Here is a 21,131-nt window from a genome sequence, read left to right on the forward strand (position 1 = left end):
CCATGGGAACGACGCTGTCCTTCCGGCTTGGGGTCATCATGCTGGCCGGGTTCGTTCTGCTGCAGCTGATGCTGGTGATCGCGCTGCAATGGCCCGGCGGGGCCAGCGATCGCGGCGATTACGGCCTGCCCGCGCCCGCGGCCATGGCGCAGATAATCGATGCGATGGAACGGGCCGGGCCGCAGGGCGCCGATCTCCTTGCCAGCAGCTATGACGGATCGCTCTTCACCGTCCGCATCCAGCCGCAGGCGCCGCGCGACTTCCGCGAGGTGCCGCCGTCGATGGGCGACCTTGCCCGCCGCTATCGCGTTGCGCTGGCCGATCATAATGTCGTCGTGGATGGCGGGCCGGGCCGGCTCAACCGGCTGCTGGGCGATCGCGCGCGGCCGCTGCGTTTCCTGATCCCGATCCGGGTGACAGTGTGGCTGCGCGACGGGCGGGTGATGGTGCTGACGGGGCGTCCCTCCAGCGGGCTGCGCGCCTATCTGCTCAGGCGCAGCACGTTGGGGCTGGTGGGCGGCGGCCTGTTGCTGGCCGTGCTGTGGCTGGCGCTGCGCCAGACCACCGGGCCGCTGCGGCGGCTGACCCGCGACGTGCAGGCACTGGGGCAGGATTTGCGCGCGCTCGACGCGCCGGTGGAGGGCAGCCGGGAAACCCGCGCGCTCGCCAGCGCCTTCAACGACATGAAGGGGCGGATCGCCGGGCTGGTGGAGGAACGCACCTTCATCCTTGCCGGCATCGCGCATGACATGCGCACCTACCTCACCCGCCTGCGGCTGCGCGCCGAATTCATCGGCGACGCCGGGCAGCGCGCAAGGGCCGGGCAGGATCTGGACCAGATGTCCGCCCTGCTGGACGACAACCTGCTGTTCGCCGGCATCGACCGGGCGGGCATGGCGCAGCTGAGGGCCATCGACCTCGCCGCGCTCACCCGCGACCTTGCCGACGCGCGGATCGACCTCGACCGCATCCGCCTGTCCCCCGGCCCTCCCGCCATGGTGATGGCCGATGCCGCCGGGCTGGAGCGCATCTTCGGCAATCTGGTCGACAATGCCCTGCGCCACGCCGCGCATGTCGATATCGGCATCCGCGCGGCAGGCGATGGCGTCGTCTGGCATTTCGCGGACGATGGCCCCGGCGTCCCCGCCGACCGGATCGCCCGCCTCGGCCGCGCCTATGACCGGCTGGACCCCTCGCGCGACCGGCGCACGGGCGGCGCCGGCCTTGGCCTTGCGATCGTGCGCGCGCTGGCCGAAGCGATGGGCGGCACGGTGGCATTCGGCCGCAGCGACGCGGGCGGGCTCAGCGTGGAGATCGCCCTTGCCCCGGCAAGCGGGGCGGCTGGCATCTAACCCTTATGGCGGGGCCTGCGCCGATGCGGGTGCCCCTGCCGCCGGCGGGCCCGGCCATGACGTTCCGCGCGCAGCGCGACATGCTTCAACCCCTCCGCCGCGACCAGATAGGCGATCAACAGGCCGCCGATCATCGCCATCACCGGCAGGGACGGCGGCGCAAAGCCCAGATAATGGGCCAGCGGCAGGAAGGGCAGCAGGCAGGCCACCATCAGCGCCGCGCCCGCGCTGCCCACCAGCGCGGAATGCGCGCGGCTCTTCCAGAAGGGCAGGCTGGTGCGGATGAGGAAGATCACCAGGATCTGCGTCGCCATCGATTCGATGAACCAGCTGGCCCGGAAGGTCGCCACATCGACATGGAAGACCTGGAGCAGCAGCACGAAGGCGGCGATGTCGAAGACCGAGGAAAGCGGCCCCATGATGAGGGCAAAGCGCAGCAGCGCCGTCATGTCCCAGCCATGCGGGCGTTCCAGATCGTCGCGGTCGGCGCGATCGAAGGGAATGCCGGTTTGCGAAAGATCGTAGAGGAAATTGTTGAGCAGCACCTGCAGCGGCGTCAGCGGCAGAAAGGGCAGCCAGAGCGAGGCGATGGCCATGGTCAACATGTTGCCGAAATTGGAGCTGGTGCCCATGCGGATATAGCTCATGATGTTGGCGAAGGTCCGCCGCCCCTCGCCCACCCCGTCCGCCACCACCGACAGGTCGTTCGACAGCAGGATCATGTCCGCCGCCTCGCGCGCGACATCGGTGGCGCCGTCCACCGACAGGCCGATATCCGCCGCGCGGATGGCCGGCGCATCGTTGATGCCGTCGCCAAGGAAGCCCACGACATGGCCACGGGCCTGCAGCGCATGGACGATGCGCGTCTTCTGGTCCGGCGTCACCCGCGCGAACAGGTCGGTCCGCTCCACCCGCGCGGCGAGCGCCACGTCGCTGAGCTTCGCGATCTCCTCGCCGGTCAGCAGCCCATGGGCGGGCAGGCCGAGCGCGGCGACCAGATGCGCCACGATCGCCGCCGCGTCGCCGGAGATCACCTTGACCTTGATCCCCTCCGCCGCCAGCCGCGCCGCGGCGCCGGTGGCGCTGGCCTTGGGCGGATCGAGGAACTGGCACAGCCCGGCAAAGATCAGGCCGTCATCCCCATCGTCCCCGATGCGCGTGATGCCCGGCTGGGGCTTCCACGCGACCCCCAGCAGCCGCAGCCCCTGCGCGGCGGACGCATCCTGCAAGGCCCCGATCCGCACGCGCAGCGCCGCATCCAGCGGCACCAGCGCGCCATCGCGCGCCTGCGCCTGCGCGCAGAGGGAGAGGAGGGTTTCCGGCGCGCCCTTCACGATTTCGATCCGCCGGCCGTCCCGCTCGGCGAGGACCGACACGCGGCGGCGCTCGAAATCGAACGGCCGTTCGTCCAGCTTCGTCCAGCCTTCCGTCGCCCCATCGCCGCCATGGACAAGCAGCGCCTCGTCCAGCGGGCTCTTCAGGCCCGATTCGAACCGGGCATTGACCGCCGCCAGCGCCAGCACATGCTCGTCATCCTCCCCGTCGATGCCGGGATGGCCGACCAGCGCGATCTTCGCTTCGGTGAGCGTGCCGGTCTTGTCGGTACACAGGATGTCGATCTCGCCCAGGTCATGGATCGCGGACAAGCGCTTCACCACCACCTGCGCCCGCGCCATGCGCTGCGCGCCGCGCGCCAGCGCCACCGTCATGATCATCGGCAGCAGCTCGGGCGTCAGGCCGACGGCCAGCGCCATCGCGAACAGGAAGGATTCGACCGGCGGCCGCCCCAGCGCGAGATGGGCGAGCAGCACGAACAGCACGAGGAATGCCGTCATCCGCACGATCAGGATACCCAGCCGGTGAATGCCGCGTTCGAAGGGGGTCACGTCCGCCGGCGCCGAAAGCGAACTGGCGATGCTGCCGAAGCGGGTGCGCGCGCCGGTCGCGACCACCAGCATCCTTGCCGTTCCCGCGATCAGCGACGTCCCCTGGAACAGGCCGCTGAAGGCGTCCGACGGATTGGCGCCGGGGGCCGCGCCCGGACGCTTTTCGACCGGATAGGGCTCGCCCGTCAGCATCGCCTCATTCACCTGCGCGGCATTCGCCTGCAGCACGATGCCGTCGGCCGGCACCAGATCGCCCGCCACCAGCTGCACCACGTCGCCCGCGACCAGATCGGCCGCCGGGCATTGCCGCACCGCGCCGTCGCGCATGACCTCCACCTTGAGGGCGATGGAGCGCTTGAGCGCCTCCGCCGTCGCTTCCGCCCGGCGCTGTTGCAGCACGTCGAGGCCGGTCGAGAGGACGACCATGGAGAGGATGAGGCCGAAACTCACCATATCGCCGGTGCTACCCGCAATCGCCGCCGCCGCCAGCAGCAACGCCACGAGCGGATTGGCCAGCCGGCGCAGCAATTCGCCCAGGATGTGGCGGCGGCGCGCCTGGACGCTCATATTCGGCCCGTCGCGCAGCAGGCGCGCGGCGGCCTCGGCGCTCGACAGGCCGTCGCCGTTGCTGGCGAGCTGCTGCAGAATGCTGTCGGGCGAACCCTGCCAGAACGGTTCGCTCATGGCCGGCACGTGCGCATTTCACTTTCGTCCGACATGGCTTTGCTCCCCGGGGCGCCATGCTGCGTTGGATCACGTCCAGCCAGAATCCGCAATGCTACCTAGAGCGGGTTCCGATCCGATGGCATCGGCTCGGCTGCTCTCGTCTTTTGATTTTACGCGTTTGCCGAGTCAGCGGGGTATTGGCTGCGCCGAACCGCGTTTCCACCTGCTTCGAAAAAGCTCCGGGCTTGCAGGATGCCTTCACTCGGCCAATCTGCCACAGTCGCATGGACGCCCGGCTGCGTCGATATGACAGGATGGACGGTCCGCATGGCAGCACACCCCCGTTCCCAGGGCAGCGGCAGGATGCGCGTCGCCTCTCTGCTGTTCGGCCTCATCGCGCTGGCGGCGCTGGCCGCGCTGGTCCTGCGCTTCGGCGATCTGGCGGCGCTGGTCGTCACGCTCCGCCGGGCGGAACCGGCATGGCTGCTGCTGGCGGTCGGGCTGCAGGGCGCGACCTATGCCTGCGTCGCGTCCGGCTGGCGCGCCGTGCTGGCGAAGGCGGGCGATCCGCAACCGCTGCGCCGGCTCGTGCCCATCGCAATCTCCAAGCTGTTCGCCGATCAGGTCATCCCCGGCGCCGGCATGGGCGGCAACATCCTGCTCATCGATCAGCTTACCGGGCTTGGATGCCGGCGGAGCGCCGCCGTCGCCGCGCTCATCATCTCGATGGTCGGCTATTATGCCGTATACGCCCTGCTCGCGCTGGCGATGCTGGTGCTGCTGTGGCTGCATCATGCGGCGACACCGCTGCTGGTCGGCGTCGTCACCACTTTCCTGCTCGTCGCGCTCGCCATTCCCTCGCTGGCGCTGTGGCTGCGCGGCCGGGGCAGCAAGCCGCTGCCCCGGCGGATCGAGGCCATTCCCCTGGTGTCCACCCTGCTGCATGTGATGGGCGAGGCGCCCCGGCGGCTTGTCACCGACCGGCGGCTGATCGCGACGGTGGCGGCGTGGAACGGGCTGGTCTTCCTGCTCGACGCGGCGACGCTACAGGCATGCATGGCGGCGCTCGGCCAGCCGGTGGGGTTCACCGGCGCCTTCATCGCGCTCATCGCCGCATCGGTGGTCATGACGCTGGGGCCGATCCCGCTCGGCCTTGGCAGTTTCGAGGCGAGCTGCACCGCCGTGCTGCATCTGCTGGGCACACCGCTCGCCGGCGCGCTTGCGGGCACAATGCTGTTGCGCAGCCTGACCTTGTGGCTGCCCCTGATCCCCGGCCTGCTGCTGCTGCGCCGCTCCCTCGCCAGGCGGCGGCGGAAGGACCGGGCCCGTGCCGGGACATCGGGGCGGGAAGGCGGGCGCATAGTGCCCCCGTCCTGAACCCAGCCGCACCCTGTCCTTTCGGCGGGCAACCCCTGCAAAACCGGGCAATTGCGTATTTCGATGCCCGCCTCCCCGGCCCAGATAAGGGGGAGAGAGGAGACCGTTGTGCGCCAAGCCATCGGCTATACAGGAGAACGCTTCTATCTGGTAGGCCCGCAGCCCCTGCTGCACGAGGCATCGGTGATGCTTGCTGGCCTGGGGTTCCGGCCACGCCATTTCGAGACGGCGGCGGCATTTCTGAACGCGGCCGCGCGGCTGACGGCCGCCGGCGTGCTGATCGCGCTCGATCCGGATCAGGGCACCGGCGACATCGCCACCATCGCGGCGCGCAAGGCGGCGCAGTTCGTCATCGTCCAGACCGCGACCGCCGACGTGCCCTTCACCGTGGCCGCCGTGCATCAGGGCGCCGTCGACATTCTGGTGCAGCCCTGCCACCGCGACGCGCTGATCCAGGCGATCCGGGCGGGCCGCCAGCAGCGCGCCGCCCTTTCCGCCCATAATCCCGGCGTCTCGCGCTTCCACCGGCTGTCGGACCGCGAGCGGGACGTGCTGGATGGCCTGGCCGCCGGCCTCACCAACAAGGCGATCGCCCTCGACCTTGGCATCAGCCATCGCACGGTGGAGGTGCATCGGGCACGGTTGATGCGCAAGCTGGGCGTCGCCAGCCTGCCCGAAGCGCTGGAGATCGCATTCAGCCACCGCCGGTCCCGGCATGGTGCGCCCTGTCGCATGGCGGGCCAGATCGCGTCCCTCGACAGTCCGCCGCTTGCCGAACGGTCCAAGGTACACTGACGAGCCACCGCGCTGGGGCCGGATAGGGGTGGCGCCGAGGGCGTGTTCCTGCCTGTCTCGAAATCCTACCGCGTGCATCCTTCGGCGGCGGCAACCGCGCCGGCACGCTTGTCGCGCCCATAAACGTCCGGGAAGAAGCGCAGATTGCCCAGCTCATCGGGCTCGGCGGTGAAATAGGTCATATAGATCGGGATGGATTGCGGCGCGGGCAATGTCACGGTTTTGCCGGCCTTGACGATCTCGTCCACCTTCGCGCGTTCCTGTCGCAGCACCGTCGCGGCCAGCCCCAGCGCATCCCCCACCCGCACGCACCCATGGCTATAGGCGCGCACATCCTGCTGGAAGAGCCCCTGCGCCGGCGTGTCGTGCAGGTAGACGCTGTAGGGATTGGGCATGACCAGCTTCATGCGCCCCAGCGAGTTGCCCGGACCGGGCCGCTGGCGATACCGGCCGTTCTGGACGACATAGCCGCGCCGCGCGGCCTCTGCCGGATGGTTGCGGACAAGCGCGCCGACGCTTTCGGCGACGATGCTGGACGGGATTTCCCACCAGGGGTTGAGGACCACGCCCGTCACCCTGGCTGCAAAGACCGGCGTCGGCGACCTGGTCTTGCCCACGATCACTTCCCATCGCCCGACCGGCCGGCCCTTTTCCCATAATGTCGCTTCGAACGCAGCGGTGTTGACCAGCAGGTAGAGCGGGCCGAGATCGCGCGGCATCCAGCGCCAGCGGTCCATATTGGCGACGATCGTCGCGCGCCGCGCCGGGTCCCGCTCTTCCTGATAAGCCTGTTTCAGCGCCAGGAAATTGGGGTGCTGCGGCGCGCTGCGGTCAAGCAGCGCTTCCAGCCGGTCCGCGTCGAGCGCGGTGGCGAGTTCGGCGCTGTGATCCCCCGTCGGCAGGCCGTTGCCGATCTGCCAGCCGGCATCGCGCGCGCTGCCGCAACAGCCATGACGTTCCGCATCGAGCAGCGCAATGGCTGCCTGCGTCGCCGCCGCGTCGATCCGGGCGGCATCACCGGACGCCTGCGCGCGTTCGACCGTCCCGACGGCATCGGCGACATGGAAAAGGCCATCGGCCGGCGCCGCCCGCATCCGCTCCAGCAACAAGGCCAATTGATGCCCGCGCCAATGTGGCATGTCGGCGGGCGCAGAGGCCGGAGCGGAGGCTGGCGCGGAAGCGAGGCCGGCAGCGACGAGCAATGCGCACAGCGCTGCAAGGCAAAAGCGTTTCATGCCGCCGCTATCACCCGCCCGGCGCAAGGGGCCTATCAGTGATGATACGGATATCGCGCCCGAAGCCCGGAAAACCCATCTTCACATCAATGCCGCACAAGACCCCCGCCGATCTCCGCCTTTCCCGCCGCCACATGATCCTGGGCGCCAGCGCCACGGCCCTGGCCTTCAGGTCCGGCATCGCGCGGGCCGCGACCGCCGCTGCCGGGCCGCCGCCCGCGCTGGTGGAACGGGCGCGCGCCGCCCTGTCCTCTGCCATCGGCAACGGGTTGCAGCGCGACATGATCGGACTGGTCGATTTTTCCGCGCCGTCATCCGCCCCGCGCTTCTATCTGCTCGATCCGCTGTCCGGCCAGAGCCGCGCGCTGCTCGTCGCCCATGGCCGGGGGTCCGACCCGGGCCATAGCGGCTGGCTGCAGCGCTTTTCCAACCTTCCCGGCTCCAATGCGTCCTCCGCTGGCGCCTATCGGACCGGCGACGTCTATGTCGGGAAACATGGCCGTTCCCGCCGCCTGATCGGCCTTGAGCCGGAGAACGACAATGCCCGGTCGCGTGCCATCGTCGTCCATGCGGCCAGCTATGTCAGCGACGACCTTGCCCGCAACACCGGCAAGATCGGCCGCAGCGAAGGCTGCTTCGCCGTGGCACAGGACAATATCGACCATGTCCTGGCACGTCTGGGCAGCAATCGCCTGCTCTTCGCCGGCAAGGCATGACTCTCGCCGCTGCAAGGGCCGCGACAAGGATCGTCAGGGCGTGATGATCACCTTGAGCGCCTGTGTCTCGGCGGCGCGCCCGAAAGTGTCATAGGCCGCCAGCGCATCATCGAGCGAGAAGCGGTGCGTGATGAGCCGCGCGGGGTCGACCTTGCCCGACGTCACCGTCTTCAGCAGCATCGGTGTCGTCACCGTGTCCACCAGCCGCGTCGTGATCGCGATATTCTGCGACCAGAGCCGTTCCAGATGCAGGTCGACCTTCGCGCCATGCACGCCGATATTGGCGATGATGCCGCCGGGCGCGACCAGGTCCTGGCACAGTTCGAAGGTCGCGGGCACGCCCACCGCCTCGACCACCGTATCGACGCCGCGTCCTTCGGTCAGCGCCTTGACCGACGCGATCGCGTCGGCCGTGCCGCTGTTGACCGTGTCGGTCGCGCCAAAGCGCCGCGCCGTTTCCAGCCGGCGGTCGTCCAGGTCGATCATGATGATCTGCGCGGGCGAATAGAATTGCGCGGTCAGCAGGCAGGCCAGGCCGATGGGGCCGGCGCCGACGATCGCGACGCTGCCACCCGGCGCGACCTTGCCGTTCAGCACGCCGCATTCGAAGCCGGTGGGCAGGATGTCGCTCAGCATCACCAGCGCTTCCTCGTCCGCGCCGGCGGGAATGGGATACAGGCTGGTGTCGGCATGGGGGATGCGGACATATTCGGCCTGCGTCCCGTCGATGCTGTTGCCCAATATCCAGCCGCCCGTGGCGCAGTGCGAATACATGCCGCGCCGGCAATAATCGCAGCGCCCGCAGGCGGTGATGCAGGAAATGAGCACATGGTCGCCCGGCTTGAACGACGCGACGCCCGCGCCCACCGATTCGACCACGCCCACGCCCTCATGCCCCAGGATGCGGCCGGGCGTGCACGTGGGCACATCGCCTTTCAGGATGTGCAGGTCGGTGCCGCAGATCGTCGTATGCGTGATCCGCACGATCGCGTCGCTGCCGTTCTGCAGCTCCGGCATGGGCTGGTCATCCAGTGATTTCTGGCCAGGGCCATGATAGACAAGTGCTTTCATGTAACGGTCTCCATCCTATGCTTCGGGATGTTCAGGAGCGCGCCGGACGCACCCCGTTATGACTGTGATGCGCGCGATCGGCGCGCGAACACATGCGTAGAATCCCGGACAGCCATGCCCGCCGCCAGCAGGATAGGATGCGCGCCATCATCCCGTCCAACATCGAAGGGACCTCTCATGTCGACAGATATCGTGGAATCCGCGCGGGTCTCCAATGCGGAGCGGCGCGTCTGGGGCTGGTTTGTCGCGGTCGGTGCCGCCCTCACCCTCCTGGGTGGTATCGCATCGGCCAATCTGTTGCTGTCGACCGTCACGGCCACATTCATGGTCGGCGGCTTCATGTTCGCTGGTGGTGTCCTGCAGCTTGCGCATGCCTTTGGCGTGCGGCGCCGGGGCCGCGTGGTCTTCTGGGCACTGAGCGGGCTGCTGTATCTCATCGCCGCCGCCGGCATCCTCTACGATCCGCTGTTCGCGGCGGCGCTGCTCACCCTGTTCGTCGCGATTTCGCTCGGCGCATCGGGGATCGTCCGCGTCGCACTCGCGATCGGCACATCGACGAAGGGCCGGGGATGGGTGCTCGCCTCCGGCCTCGTCAGCCTTGCCGCGGCGGTCGTGATCGCGATCGGCTGGCCCGTCAACGCGCTCTGGATGCTCGGCCTGATCCTGGCGATCGACCTGCTGTTCCAGGGAATCAGCCTGATGCTCCTGGGCTTCACGCTGCGGTCGGCGGACATCTGACGACAGGGAGCGACGCATGGCGCAAACCCTGCCGATGACGATGACGGCCATGCAGCTTGATGCGCCGGGGCACAGGCTTCGGCGGGTCGAGCGCCCGGTGCCCCGCCCCGCCGACACGGAACTGCTTGTCCGGGTCGCGGCCTGCGGCGTGTGCCGCACCGACCTGCATGTCGCCGATGGCGAGGTGGAGGCGCATTATCCGATCGTCCCGGGGCATGAGATCGTCGGCCATGTGCTGGCGATCGGCGCGGGCGTGACGGGCTTTTCCATCGGCGAGCGGGTGGGCATCCCCTGGCTCGGCTACACTTGCGGCGCCTGTCCCTATTGCCGGTCGCACCGCGAGAATCTGTGCGATCATCCGCAGTTCACCGGGGCCACGCGCGATGGCGGCTATGCCACCCATGTCGTCGCCGATGCGCGTTACTGCTTCACCATTCCGGACCGCTTCGGCGATGTCGAGGCCGCGCCCCTGCTGTGCGCGGGGCTGATCGGATGGCGGGCGCTGCGGCTGGCGGGCGACGCGCGCCGGATCGGCCTTTACGGCTTTGGCGCCGCCGCCCACATCCTTGCCCAGATCGCGGTGTGGCAAGGGCGGGAGGTCTATGCCTTCACCCGCGAAGGCGATGTCGAGGCGCAGCATTTCGCCCGCACGCTCGGCTGCTGCTGGGCGGGCGCCTCGTCGGAAACCCCGCCCACGGCGCTCGACGCCGCGCTGATCTTCGCGCCGGTCGGCGCGCTAGTGCCCGCCGCGCTCAAATGCGTGGACAAGGGCGGCCGGGTCGTCTGCGCGGGCATCCATATGAACGACATCCCCGGCTTCCCCTATGCCGATCTGTGGCAGGAGCGGCACATCCTCTCCGTCGCCAATCTGACGCGGGAGGACGGCACCTCCTTTTTCGCCATCGCCGAACGGGCCGGCATCAAGACCGTCACCCACGCCTTTCCATTGGAAGAGGCCAATGCCGCGCTCGCGCAACTGCGCGCGGGGGCGCTGGTCGGCGCGGCGGTGCTCGTTCCCCCGGCATAGGTAGCTCTCCGGATAGGCAGCGGGATCGCCCCGCGCCTACGCTGTGCCCGCTTGAGAGGAGTCGCCCAGATGGACCTTGCCAAAGCGCTGCTGAGCAGCCTGGAAAGCATCTGGCAGGTCCCGTTCGTCGTCGCCAGCCAATGGTGGGCGGCGTTCGCCGGCGGGCCATGGCCGCACGCAGCGGTTCCGGCCCCCGTCCATGACGAACATGCCCAGCTGGTCGTGCCCGAACCATTGGAGTTGGACGACGAACACGGGCTTTTTGCCTGATCCTTCCCGGCTGTCCACAGGCAATCAAGCAATGGAGTCGAACGATGAATGAGATGACCACGGCAACCCCCGCCCGTACAGCTTCGAACCGTTCCCTGCTGCCGGAGGGCGGCCCATTGGGCTGGCTGCGCGGCGAGATCGACCGGCTGTTCGATGATTTCGGCAGTCCGGGGCTCGGCGGGCCGGGGCAGAGCCTCTTCCATTTCGCGACACGCAGCGATGGCCCCGTGCCCGCCATGGCATTGACCGACGGCGGCAAGGCATACAGCCTTTCGGTCGAGCTTCCGGGCCTGAGCGACCAGGATGTGCAGATCGACGTCGCCGACGGCGTGCTCACCCTGTGCGGCGAGAAAAAGGAGGAATCCGAGCGCAAGGAGGGCGGTTATCTGTTGAACGAACGCCGCTATGGCAGCTTCACCCGCCAGATCGCCCTGCCCGCCGATGTCGATCCAGAAGCGATCAAGGCGAAGTTCCAAAATGGCGTCCTGTCGATCACCTTGGGGAAGGATGAAAAGGTCGCGCCGCGATCCCGCAAGATCGCGATCGAACGCTGAAAAAGGCGCATGGCAGCGACATCGGCACCCAGGAAGCAACAGGCCGCCGATGTCGCTGCATGGCTTGACAGCGGGCAGGCATTGCCGGGCGACGGCTCCGTCCGCCGCGTGGACACCCATGCCGCGATGATCTTCCTGAAGGGCGATCGCGCCTGGAAGCTCAAGCGGCCGGTGAATCTGGGCTATCTGGATTTCTCGACTCCCGGCCGGCGCAGGAAGGCGCTGGAGGCGGAACTGCGCCTCAACCGCCGGACCGCGCCCGGCCTGTATCGCGCCGTCCATCCCGTCACCCGCGACATGCATGGGCAGCTGCGCATCGGCGGTCCGGGCGCGCCAGTCGACTGGCTGCTGGAGATGACGCGCTTTCCCGACGAGGCGCTGCTGGCCAGCATGGCCGACCGGGGCGCGCTGGACGACGATCTTCTCCTGCGCCTGGCCGACGGCATTGTCGCCTTCCACGCGGATGCGGCCGTCTGCCCATCAGACGATGGCGCGGGGCCGATCCGCGCCGTGATCGAAGGCAATGCGCGCAGCTTCGCCCGGGTCAGCGATGTCCTGGACGAAGGGAAGGCCCGCGCGCTGACCCAAAGGCTGCTCGCGGCTGTGGAGCGGCATACGGCCCTGCTCGATGCACGGGCGTCGGCCGGTCGCATCCGCCATTGCCATGGCGACCTGCATCTGGCGAACATCGCCCTGCTAGACGGCATCCCCACGCCCTTCGACTGTCTGGAATTCGATCCCGCGCTCGCCACGACGGACATTCTCTACGATCTTGCCTTCCTGCTGATGGACTTGTGGGAACGGGGATTGCGGCATGCCGCCAATCTCGTCCTCAACCGCTATCTCGACCTTTCGGCGCAGGATGAGCCGGGCATCGGCCTGATCCCCCTGTTCATGGCCGTGCGCGCGTCGATCCGGGCGCATGTGCTTGCGGCCCAATATGCTCAGCATCCGGATGCGGAAGGGCGCGCGGCGCGCGCGCGCCGCTATCTGGATCTGGCGACGGCCCTGGCCGCACCCACGCCGCCGCGGCTGGTCGCGATCGGCGGGCTTTCCGGCACGGGCAAATCCACGCTGGCCCGGTCGGTCGGCGGGGAGATCGGCGGCGCGCCCGGCGCGCGTATCCTTCGCAGCGACGTGCTGCGCAAGCGCCTGGCCGGCGTCCGACCGGACGTGCGCCTGCCCGCCTCGGCCTATGGCGCAGGAACGGGCGCGCCGGTCCATGCCGAGATCGCGCGGCTGGCCGAGGCAAGTCTGGCGACCGGCATCAGCGTCATCGCCGACGCCACCTTCATGCAGCCCGCCGACCGGAGCGCCATCTCCGCGATGACCGCGCGGCAAGGCTGCCGGTTCGACGGTCTGTGGCTGCATGCGCCCGACGCCGAACGCATCCACCGCGTGGACCACCGCCCGCCCGATGCCTCCGACGCGGATGCAGCAGTCGCCCGCGCGCAATCGGACAGGCACCTGCCCCAACCGTCGGACTGGGCCATCGTCGAAACCGGCGGCCCCTTCGACGCCTTGCGCGCCAGGGCGCTCGCCCTGCTCATGGCATAGGCAGGACAGCTATCGCACCGCCCCTCCGGAGAGGCGATGGCATGGCTCAATTCAGTGATATGTTGGCGGAGACGCCGGGATTCGAACCCGGGGTGCCCCATTCAGGGCACGACGGTTTAGCAAACCGCTGGTTTCAGCCACTCACCCACGTCTCCGCATGGCCTTGCAACCCGGCATATCGCACGGGTGGGGCTAAGCGAGGTCGGGCTATAGCGAGGCGTGTGCGCCATGGCAACGGCACATTCGCGCTTTCCTGCAGAGTCGTCCCGATGCCCGATCGCGGGCGCAAAGCACCATGGAGGGGGAAGGCAGGCATGGGCCCGGTCGAAGGCGATCCTCCGTCAGCCCCGAAGCATCCCTTCCGGGCGCCATTTGCCTGCCCGCCGATTCGGTCTGACGCAAAAGGGACTCGGGCTGGCGTCAGTTCATTGCCGCTTCATGTGGCATGCCGATAGGTCTGCATGATTCTATCGCATTTTCACATCAGTTGGACTCAGCTGACGACTCGGGAAATGCGGACAACAAAAGACAAGGAGAGCATGGCCCGGTCCCATCCGATCGGATCATGCTCCGGACGGGAAGTCGGGGAACAGGCAGATGAGCCGCAGCATATGTGACATGGCCTTGCGCTTCGGGCGCTCGGCAGCATTCGGGGTGGCCGCGGTCGGGCTGAGCCTTGCGCCCGCCGGCGCGCAAATCCGCACGGTCGATCCCAATACGCAGATCGATTCCGATCTGGCCCCGGCCCCCACAGCGCCGTCCACGCCGACCGATCCGGGCGTTGTCGCCGCCGATCAATCGCCAATGGCGGCGGCCGCGCAGGCAAACCCGCCGCCGCCCGCGGCCACCGGCGCGCCGGTCAGCAACAGCACGCTCGCCGCGCAGACGAGCGCAGCCGCCTCCTACCAGAAGGACGACCTGATCGGCGCGGCCGAGGGGGTGTTCGGCAAGGGCGCGGAGGGCCTTGCCGGCATCATCGAGAAGATCCTGAAGGATCAGGGCCAGCCCAATGCCTATATCGCCGGGCGCGAGGCATCGGGCGCCTTCGTCGTCGGCCTGCGCTACGGCTCCGGCACGCTCAACCACAAGATCGAGGGGCAGCGGGATATCTACTGGACCGGCCCGTCCATCGGCTTCGACGTGGGCGGCAATGCCTCCAAGACCTTCGTGCTCGTCTACAATCTCTACGACACGCAGGACATCTACCACCGCTTCCCGGCGGGCGAGGGCGCGGCCTATCTGGTCGGCGGTTTCAACGCGAGCTACCTGCGCTGGGGCAATGTGGTGCTGATCCCGATCCGCCTTGGCGTGGGATACCGGCTGGGCGTGAACGCGGGCTATATGAAGTTCACCGAAAAGCGGAACTGGCTGCCCTTCTGATCCCTCCCGGCGGCGGCGCGCGCCGGCAACGGACGTTCCGCCGGTCAGATCGCCAGCGCCAGCTGGCGCGCCACGCCGGTCGATGCGCCCTCTTCATCCTCGTCTTCCAGATTGTGGATGCCAAGGCCGAGCAGCCGCGCGCCCATGCGCAGCGGCAGTTGGGCGACCAGCAGCGCGCGCGCCACCTCCGCCAGTTGCGGCAGGGAAGCGACGGGCGCCGCGAAGGAGCGCGAGCGGGTGATGATGCGGAAATCCGCGAACTTGATCTTCAGCGTCACCGTCCGGCCATGCGCTCCGCTGCCCTCGATGCGCTGCCACAGATTGTCGGCGATCCTGTCCACTTCGCGCAGCAGCGTTTCAGCGTCGACCAGATCGGTGAAGAAGGTGTCCTCGACACTCACCGACTTGCGCTCCTGCCGCTCATGCACCGGCCGGTCGTCAATGCCGCGCGCCGCACGGTGATAGAAGGCGGCGGCGCGGCCGAAATGCTGCTGCAGGAAGCCGAGGTCGCGAGCCTTGAGGTCGGCACCGGTCTCGATGCCGAGCGCGCTCATCCGCCGCGCCGTCACCGGGCCGATGCCGTGGATGCGGCGCACCGGCATGGCGGCGATGAACGCCTCCCCCTCTTCCGGGCGGACGACGCACAGGCCATCGGGCTTGTTCTGGTCCGACGCGAGCTTGGCGATCAGCTTGTTGTAGGAGACGCCGGCCGATGCGGTGAGCCCGGTTTCCGCGCGGATCAGCCGGCGGATTTCCCTGGCGACCACCGTGGCGGAGGCGATGCCGGGCTTGTTCACCGTCACGTCCAGATAGGCTTCGTCCAGTGACAGGGGCTGGATGATGTCGGTGAAGCGCAGGAAAATCTCCCGCACCTGGGCCGAGACCGCACGATAGACATCGAAGCGATGCGGCACGAAGACAAGGTCCGGGCAGAGCCTGCGCGCCCGCGCGCCGGGCATCGCCGAGCGCACGCCAAAGACCCGCGCCTCATAGCTTGCGGCCGCCACCACGCCCCGCGGCCCACCGCCGCCGACCGCCACCGGCTTGCCGCGCAGCGCCGGATCGTCCCGCTGCTCGACCGACGCGAAAAAGGCATCCATGTCGACATGGATGATCTTCCGCAGCGGCAGCGCCTCGTCGCCCATGGCCCTGTCCTATGCCACGGCCGGAACCGGAACAAAAGGGGAAACGCGGCTGCAACACCCTGTTGCGCGGTTGCTACATTCCGACAAATTGCATCAGGACGATCGGGGTGGCGCTTTACAACAATAAGACAGGGGGGCAACGAAACTGCAGTCACGCGCTCGATCCGCAAGGCGGACGATTTATCGTTTCGGGTGGAGCGCCGTTGCAAATACTGTTCGATCCCAGGGGGAATATATGAAGACCTTTTCGAAACTGGCGAAATTTGGCCAGGGTGCTGCCCTGTCCGCATTCGTTCTGATGGGCGCTGGCGCCATCTCTGGCACCGCCTTTGCGCAGGCCGCACCTCAAAATGCCGGAGACAAGGCATCGGACGGCGAAGAAATCATCGTCACCGGTTCGCTTTTCCGCCGCACGAACACTGAAACGCCTTCGCCCGTCACCGTCCTGACCTCCGAGAGCCTGGCGAAGGCGGGCATCACCACCGCCTCCGACGCGATCCGCTCGGTCTCGGCCGACAGCGCCGGTTCGATCGGCGTTGGCTTCCAGAGCGGCTTCAGCGCGGGCGGCTCGGCCGTCTCGCTGCGTGGCCTCGGCGTCTCCTCGACGCTGGTGCTGGTGGACGGCCTGCGTTCGACCAACTTCCCGATCAATGACGACGGCCACAACGCCTATGTCGACCTGAACTCGATTCCGTTCAGCCTCGTCGAGCGCGTGGAAGTCCTCAAGGACGGCGCCTCCTCCACCTATGGCGCCGACGCCATCGGCGGCGTCGTCAACCTGATCCTCAAGAAGCAGTTCACCGGCATTGCCGGCACCGTCGAGGGCGGCATCAGCAGCCACAGCGACGCAAGCCGCCAGCGCGCCAACCTGACCGTGGGCTATGGCGACTATGACGACCAGGGCTTCAATGTCTATCTGAACGGCGAATATCAGCGCGATGGCCGCGTATCGAACCACAGCCGCGGTTTCCCCTACAACAATCGCGACCTCAGCTCGATCGGGGGCAAGGATCTCAACGCCGCCGACAGCTCGCTGACCACGGCGACGCCGAATGCCGTGGTGGTGCGCACCACGCAAAGCGATCTCAACAATCCGCTTTCCGGGGGCACCTCGCCCATCGCGAACGGCACCTATATCGATTCTGCAGGCAAGACCCAGAATTACAGCAACTATACGACGCTGGACCCTAACTGCACATTTGGATCGTACGCCATCGCCGGCGGCGGTGCGCGTGGCGTGGGCTGCAAGCACAATATCGAGGACGAGTATTTCCAGCTCGCCCCGCTGCAGCGCAAATATTCGGTCAACGGCCGCCTGAGCGTTCGCCTGTCCGACAACATCGAAGGCTATGTGACGGGAAGCTATTCGAACAGCTATGTGAGCATCAAAAACGCGCCGCGCCCGCTGCGTAATACGCAGCCCTTCGGCGCAGCACCGGCCGTCGCTTCGAGCAACCCGGGTATCGTGCTGCCGGTCTATATCTGCGCCTCGGGCGTGAACTGCGCAACGGCTACCGATCGTCAGCTCAACCCGAACAACCCCTATGCCGCAGCTTTTGCCAATGACCCGACGAACGGCGCGGCGCGCATCTACTATCTGTTCGGCGACATCGCAGCGGGCAGCGATCGCACCAACGAAGTGTGGCGCTTCACCGCCGGCCTCAACGGCAGCATCGGCGACGACTGGAACTGGAAGGTCGATGGCGTCTATGCCCGCGACAATCTGGAGATCACCCAGCATGGTTATCTCAACATCGCCAACACGCTGAAGGCGATCAACACCGGCGCCTATAATTTCGTGAACCCGTCGCTGAACTCGCAGGCCGTGCGCGACTTCATCGCGCCGGACGTGGTCACGCCTTCGCATTCGGAAATGTACTCGGTCGACGCATCGATCACCAAGCAGCTGTTCGATCTGCCCGGTGGCCCGATGATGGTCGCCGTGGGTGGCCAGGTGCGGCATGAAGCGCTGGTCAACAACAATCAGAATGCCGCGCTCGACACCTGGTCGCTGACCACGTCGTCGGCGTTCGGCAAGCATACCGTTTCGGCCGCCTATTTTGAAATCCAGGCGCCAGTGCTCGACACGCTCGAAGTCAATGCTTCGGGCCGTTACGACCATTATTCGGAAGGCTTCAGCCACTTCTCGCCGAAGGTCGGCGTGAAGTTCACCCCGATCAAGCAGGTGGCCCTGCGCGGCACCTACTCGCAGGGTTTCCGGGCCCCGACCTTCGCGGAATCGGGTGCGCGCAGCCAATATGCGGGTTTCGTGACGACCACACCGCCGGCCGCTTTCCAGGCGCTGCACGGTGGCGCCAGCAACCCCTACAGCCAGGCCTATTCGCTTGGTCGCGGCGTGGTCGGCAATCCCGATCTGAAGCCTGAGAAGTCGCGCAGCTTCACCGCCGGCATCATCGTAGAGCCCACCCCGTGGCTCAGCCTGACCGCCGACTATTATAATGTGAAGAAGTCCGACCTGATCATCGCAGGTCCCGATGTCGCGAAGGCAACGTCTGCCTATTATGCAGCCGCCAACCTTGCTGCGGCACAGGCGGCCGTGGCGGCCGTTGGCCCGGGCTATTCGGTCAACACCGTCGACGGGGTGGACCCGCTGTACCCCTCTGCCCTGCCGCGCGTGCTGATCATCAATGTCCCGTTCGTGAACGCCAACTATGCGATCACCTCGGGCATCGATTTCTCGGCCACGGCGAAGGTGCCGGTCTCCGACAATGTGACCTTCACCAGCCGCATCGAAGTGACCCATATCATCAACTATGATCTGCACACCTCGTCGGGCGTGCAGAAATATGCCGGTACGCTTGGGCCCTACGACCTCTCGTCGGGCAACGGCACGCCGGACTGGCGCGGCAACTGGCAGAACACGGTTCAGGCGGGCAAATTCTCGCTCAGCGCGACCGCTTATTATGTCGGCAGGATCAAGGCGGTCAGCGCCGACCAGGTCTCACCGACCAACGGCGTCTACGACTTGTCCTGCGCCAAGAGCAATCTGTACGGAACCGGCGACCAGTTCTGTCACATCAAGAGCTTCATCAATGTGGACATGAACGCAACGGTGGAAGTGAACGACCAGTTCACCTTCTTCGCCAATGTCGGCAATGTCTTCGGTGCCCATGCACCGATCGCGCCGGCATCCTATGCCAGCTCGCCCAACTTCCTGACCACCTGGCACTATGCCGGCCTGATCGGGCGGACGTTCCGCGCGGGCGCGAACTTCAAGTTCTGACCCTTCCCTTGCAGGGTCAACGGAAAAGGCGGCCCTCACAGGCCGCCTTTTTTGTATCTCCTGCATAGGGCTGCCGGGTCGGGAGCGGTCAGTCTTCGCCCTTCCCCATGCCCTTCAGGCCCAGCAACGCCGCAAAGGGGCTTGCCTGTTCCTCCTTCAGCACACCCATCTTGCGCAGATAGTCGTCGGCATCGGGCGCGCGGGGATAGGGGGTGAGGGAGAGCGAGAGCGTCTGCGCCACGGCCTCGCCGATGTCGATCGCCTCGCCGGAGAAAAACATCGTGTCGCAATCCTCCTCGTCCAGCTCGGTTTCCTCCTCTTGCGGAGCGGCGTCGGTTTCCCGCAGGAAACGGATCGCAAAGGGCGTGTCGATCGTCTCGGGCACCGGCTCGCCCGTCGCGACGCAGGGCTGGGCGAGCGTCGCGCGCAACTGCCCCCGGGCGACGAGCACGCCATTCTCCTCGATCAGGCGATAGTCGGCCTCCAGCCGGTCGAGCGAAGACAGGCCGAAACGGCGGACCAGCGCCGCGCGTTCCCCCTCATCGGCACTGATGGTCGTGCCCGCGGCATTGCCATGCGCCTGGTCGAGCCGCACGATCCTGCTCAGTTCGGGCCTGCTCAGTTCAGGCCTGCCAGGTTCGGGCCTATCGGACTCGGGCCTGCCGGACTCGGGGGGCGTCATCTCTCCGCTCATGGCCTCAGACCTCCTGCAATCAACGCCGGCAAGGCAACGGCATCCAGATCCCCGCGCAACGCGCGCAGGCGCTCGGCGACATGGGCAAGCGCGGCCTCATCGGGCGCTTCGCCTCGGTAGAGGTTGCGGACCAGAGCGCCGGGCAGGTCGCCCCCCGCCGCCATGCCGGCCTGATAGGCGGCGATGCGGCCGCCCAGCGCGCTCATCATCCGCCCGATATGCTTGCCCACGACGACATCGCCGATGCCGATCTGCCGCAACTGCCCGTCCATATCGCTGACGAACACTTCGGTCAGCCACACGCTTTCCTGTTTCGCATCGCAATCCGCCAGGCGCAGCAGCACAAGGCTGGTGACGGCGGCGATCATGTCGAAGCGGCCGTCCAGCGTGTCGGGCACCTGGCCTTCCAGATACCAGTGCGGCTGCCGCCCCTCGGCAACACAGGCGGCATAGAGGGGCGCCAGCGCGGTTCGCGGATCGGCACGGTGGAAAAGGCGGGAGAGGAACGTCATGATATGGGCCGATATGATCCTGTTGGGTGGCCGGACGCGCCATGGCGCCAGCCAGCCTGATGTCGGTGCGCGCCGGGCTCTTTTCAGAAGCTCCATCTCTGAAGCCTTGTCTGGCGGCGCGCATTTCCATATTGATTGGTGCGTCGCGCAATGCAATGGCCACGACAGAGCCCTGCCGCCCGTGCGGCGAATGAACCGGCCAGGGGCCGCTCAGGAGATTTTCATGCCCTCATCCCGCCGTCAGTCCAGCAAGGGGCGGCTTGTCCTCGCCATCGGCCTGGTCGCCATGGCTGCCGCAACCGGCGGATGCACCCGCATCCGCACGCATCAGGGCTATGTGGTGGACAAGCTGCTGGTCGATTCGGTCCAGCCGGGCATCGACAACCGCGCTTCGGTGGAAGGCACGCTGGGCCGCCCCACCTTCACCACGCAGTTCGGCCAGGACGAATGGTATTATGTCGCGCGCGACATGCGCCAACTCGCCTTCTCCTCGCCGCGCCCCTATGCGCAGACCGTGCTGCACATCAAGTTCGACAAGGCCGGCAACGTCGCCTCCATCGACCGGACCGGCCTTGACCAGGTGGCGCATGTCTCGCCATCGGGCGACAAGACGCCGACGCTGGGCCGCCATCGCAGCCTGTTCGATGAGGTTTTCGGCAATATCGGCGCGGTGGGCGCCGGCGGCATGGGCGGCGCGGGCACCGGCCCCACCGGCCCTGGCCCCAACGGCAGCTGATCTGCCGTATCCAATATGGTAAGAGAATGATTCAGCCCGCAACGCCACAGGCGCTTGCGGGCTGAACCATATCAGAGCGATTTCCAGGCGACCCGAATCGATCGCTGGCAAGACATCGCGGTCAACCAGGGCCATCGAGCGGTTGATCCGATCCCGTCGGATCAACTGCTCCGGAA

General features: G+C 67.3%; 18 protein-coding genes and 1 tRNA gene. 12 read left to right on the top strand and 7 right to left on the bottom strand.

What is annotated here, in order from left to right:
• Window positions 1-2 precede the first annotated feature (2 nt).
• Window positions 3-1,352 carry an ATP-binding protein gene (locus WFP78_RS19940; RefSeq protein ID WP_336966111.1) on the top strand — a complete coding sequence of 450 codons (1,350 nt, stop codon included), beginning with the start codon at window positions 3-5 and terminating at the stop codon, window positions 1,350-1,352.
• Here WFP78_RS19940 and mgtA read toward each other — a convergent pair.
• Complete coding sequence (gene mgtA, locus WFP78_RS19945) at window positions 1,349-3,922, bottom strand: magnesium-translocating P-type ATPase (protein ID WP_336966112.1); 2,574 nt, start codon at window positions 3,920-3,922, stop codon at window positions 1,349-1,351. The genes WFP78_RS19940 and mgtA overlap by 4 nt on opposite strands.
• A 309-nt stretch (window positions 3,923-4,231) precedes the next feature.
• On the opposite strand from mgtA, the gene WFP78_RS19950 reads away from it, so the two are divergent.
• Together WFP78_RS19950 and WFP78_RS19955 are read left to right on the top strand one after the other, a co-directional pair.
• Window positions 4,232-5,281 (top strand): lysylphosphatidylglycerol synthase transmembrane domain-containing protein, encoded by a 1,050-nt coding sequence (locus WFP78_RS19950; RefSeq protein WP_336966114.1) that lies wholly within the window; start codon window positions 4,232-4,234, stop codon window positions 5,279-5,281.
• Window positions 5,282-5,389: 108 nt separating this feature from the next.
• Window positions 5,390-6,076 carry a response regulator transcription factor gene (locus tag WFP78_RS19955; protein WP_336966115.1) on the top strand — a complete coding sequence of 229 codons (687 nt, stop codon included), beginning with the start codon at window positions 5,390-5,392 and terminating at the stop codon, window positions 6,074-6,076.
• 65 nt (window positions 6,077-6,141) lie between these two features.
• Here the strand turns inward: WFP78_RS19955 and WFP78_RS19960 are convergent, their stop codons facing one another.
• Window positions 6,142-7,311 (bottom strand): L,D-transpeptidase family protein, encoded by a 1,170-nt coding sequence (locus WFP78_RS19960; RefSeq protein WP_336966116.1) that lies wholly within the window; start codon window positions 7,309-7,311, stop codon window positions 6,142-6,144.
• Between the two features lie 41 nt (window positions 7,312-7,352).
• On the opposite strand from WFP78_RS19960, the gene WFP78_RS19965 reads away from it, so the two are divergent.
• Complete coding sequence (locus WFP78_RS19965; RefSeq protein ID WP_336966117.1) at window positions 7,353-8,027, top strand: murein L,D-transpeptidase catalytic domain family protein; 675 nt, start codon at window positions 7,353-7,355, stop codon at window positions 8,025-8,027.
• A gap of 33 nt (window positions 8,028-8,060) precedes the next feature.
• Here WFP78_RS19965 and WFP78_RS19970 read toward each other — a convergent pair whose 3' ends face one another.
• Entirely contained in the window at window positions 8,061-9,098 is a 1,038-nt protein-coding gene (locus WFP78_RS19970) for a zinc-dependent alcohol dehydrogenase family protein (RefSeq protein ID WP_336966119.1), read from the bottom strand.
• Window positions 9,099-9,275: 177 nt separating this feature from the next.
• On the opposite strand from WFP78_RS19970, the gene WFP78_RS19975 reads away from it, so the two are divergent.
• From WFP78_RS19975 to WFP78_RS19995, 5 genes are all read left to right on the top strand, one after another.
• Window positions 9,276-9,836: an HdeD family acid-resistance protein gene (locus tag WFP78_RS19975; protein WP_336966121.1), complete on the top strand. Its 561-nt coding sequence runs from the start codon at window positions 9,276-9,278 to the stop codon at window positions 9,834-9,836.
• 16 nt (window positions 9,837-9,852) lie between these two features.
• On the top strand, window positions 9,853-10,863 hold the full coding sequence (locus WFP78_RS19980; protein WP_336966122.1) for a zinc-dependent alcohol dehydrogenase family protein: 1,011 nt from the start codon (window positions 9,853-9,855) through the stop codon (window positions 10,861-10,863).
• Between the two features lie 69 nt (window positions 10,864-10,932).
• Window positions 10,933-11,133, top strand: a complete 201-nt coding sequence (locus WFP78_RS19985) for a hypothetical protein (RefSeq protein ID WP_336966124.1) — start codon at window positions 10,933-10,935, stop codon at window positions 11,131-11,133.
• A 44-nt stretch (window positions 11,134-11,177) separates the two neighbouring features.
• Complete coding sequence (locus tag WFP78_RS19990; protein WP_336966126.1) at window positions 11,178-11,687, top strand: Hsp20/alpha crystallin family protein; 510 nt, start codon at window positions 11,178-11,180, stop codon at window positions 11,685-11,687.
• A gap of 9 nt (window positions 11,688-11,696) precedes the next feature.
• Window positions 11,697-13,244 (top strand): bifunctional aminoglycoside phosphotransferase/ATP-binding protein, encoded by a 1,548-nt coding sequence (locus WFP78_RS19995; protein WP_336966128.1) that lies wholly within the window; start codon window positions 11,697-11,699, stop codon window positions 13,242-13,244.
• 63 nt (window positions 13,245-13,307) lie between these two features.
• Here the strand turns inward: WFP78_RS19995 and WFP78_RS20000 are convergent.
• Window positions 13,308-13,399 (bottom strand) — tRNA-Ser (locus WFP78_RS20000).
• Between the two features lie 463 nt (window positions 13,400-13,862).
• Between WFP78_RS20000 and WFP78_RS20005 the strand changes: the two genes are divergently transcribed.
• The gene (locus WFP78_RS20005; protein ID WP_336966130.1) at window positions 13,863-14,624 is read left to right on the top strand and encodes a DUF1134 domain-containing protein; all 762 of its coding nucleotides are present in this window, start codon (window positions 13,863-13,865) and stop codon (window positions 14,622-14,624) included.
• A gap of 44 nt (window positions 14,625-14,668) precedes the next feature.
• On the opposite strand, the gene dinB is transcribed toward WFP78_RS20005, so the two are convergent.
• Window positions 14,669-15,769, bottom strand: coding sequence for a DNA polymerase IV (gene dinB, locus WFP78_RS20010; RefSeq protein ID WP_336966132.1), 1,101 nt, complete (start codon window positions 15,767-15,769; stop codon window positions 14,669-14,671).
• 235 nt (window positions 15,770-16,004) lie between these two features.
• On the opposite strand from dinB, the gene WFP78_RS20015 reads away from it, so the two are divergent.
• On the top strand, window positions 16,005-19,013 hold the full coding sequence (locus WFP78_RS20015; protein ID WP_336966134.1) for a TonB-dependent receptor plug domain-containing protein: 3,009 nt from the start codon (window positions 16,005-16,007) through the stop codon (window positions 19,011-19,013).
• An 88-nt stretch (window positions 19,014-19,101) separates the two neighbouring features.
• Here WFP78_RS20015 and WFP78_RS20020 read toward each other — a convergent pair whose 3' ends face one another.
• Together WFP78_RS20020 and WFP78_RS20025 are read right to left on the bottom strand one after the other, a co-directional pair.
• Window positions 19,102-19,695: a YceD family protein gene (locus WFP78_RS20020; protein WP_419723011.1), complete on the bottom strand. Its 594-nt coding sequence runs from the start codon at window positions 19,693-19,695 to the stop codon at window positions 19,102-19,104.
• A gap of 8 nt (window positions 19,696-19,703) precedes the next feature.
• Window positions 19,704-20,219 (bottom strand): ubiquinol-cytochrome C chaperone family protein, encoded by a 516-nt coding sequence (locus WFP78_RS20025; protein WP_336966136.1) that lies wholly within the window; start codon window positions 20,217-20,219, stop codon window positions 19,704-19,706.
• A 223-nt stretch (window positions 20,220-20,442) separates the two neighbouring features.
• On the opposite strand from WFP78_RS20025, the gene WFP78_RS20030 reads away from it, so the two are divergent.
• Complete coding sequence (locus WFP78_RS20030) at window positions 20,443-20,955, top strand: outer membrane protein assembly factor BamE (protein WP_336966137.1); 513 nt, start codon at window positions 20,443-20,445, stop codon at window positions 20,953-20,955.
• Window positions 20,956-21,131 lie beyond the last annotated feature (176 nt).

The organism is Sphingobium aquiterrae (genome assembly GCF_037154135.1).
Classification (GTDB): Bacteria; Pseudomonadota; Alphaproteobacteria; order Sphingomonadales; family Sphingomonadaceae; genus Sphingobium; species Sphingobium aquiterrae.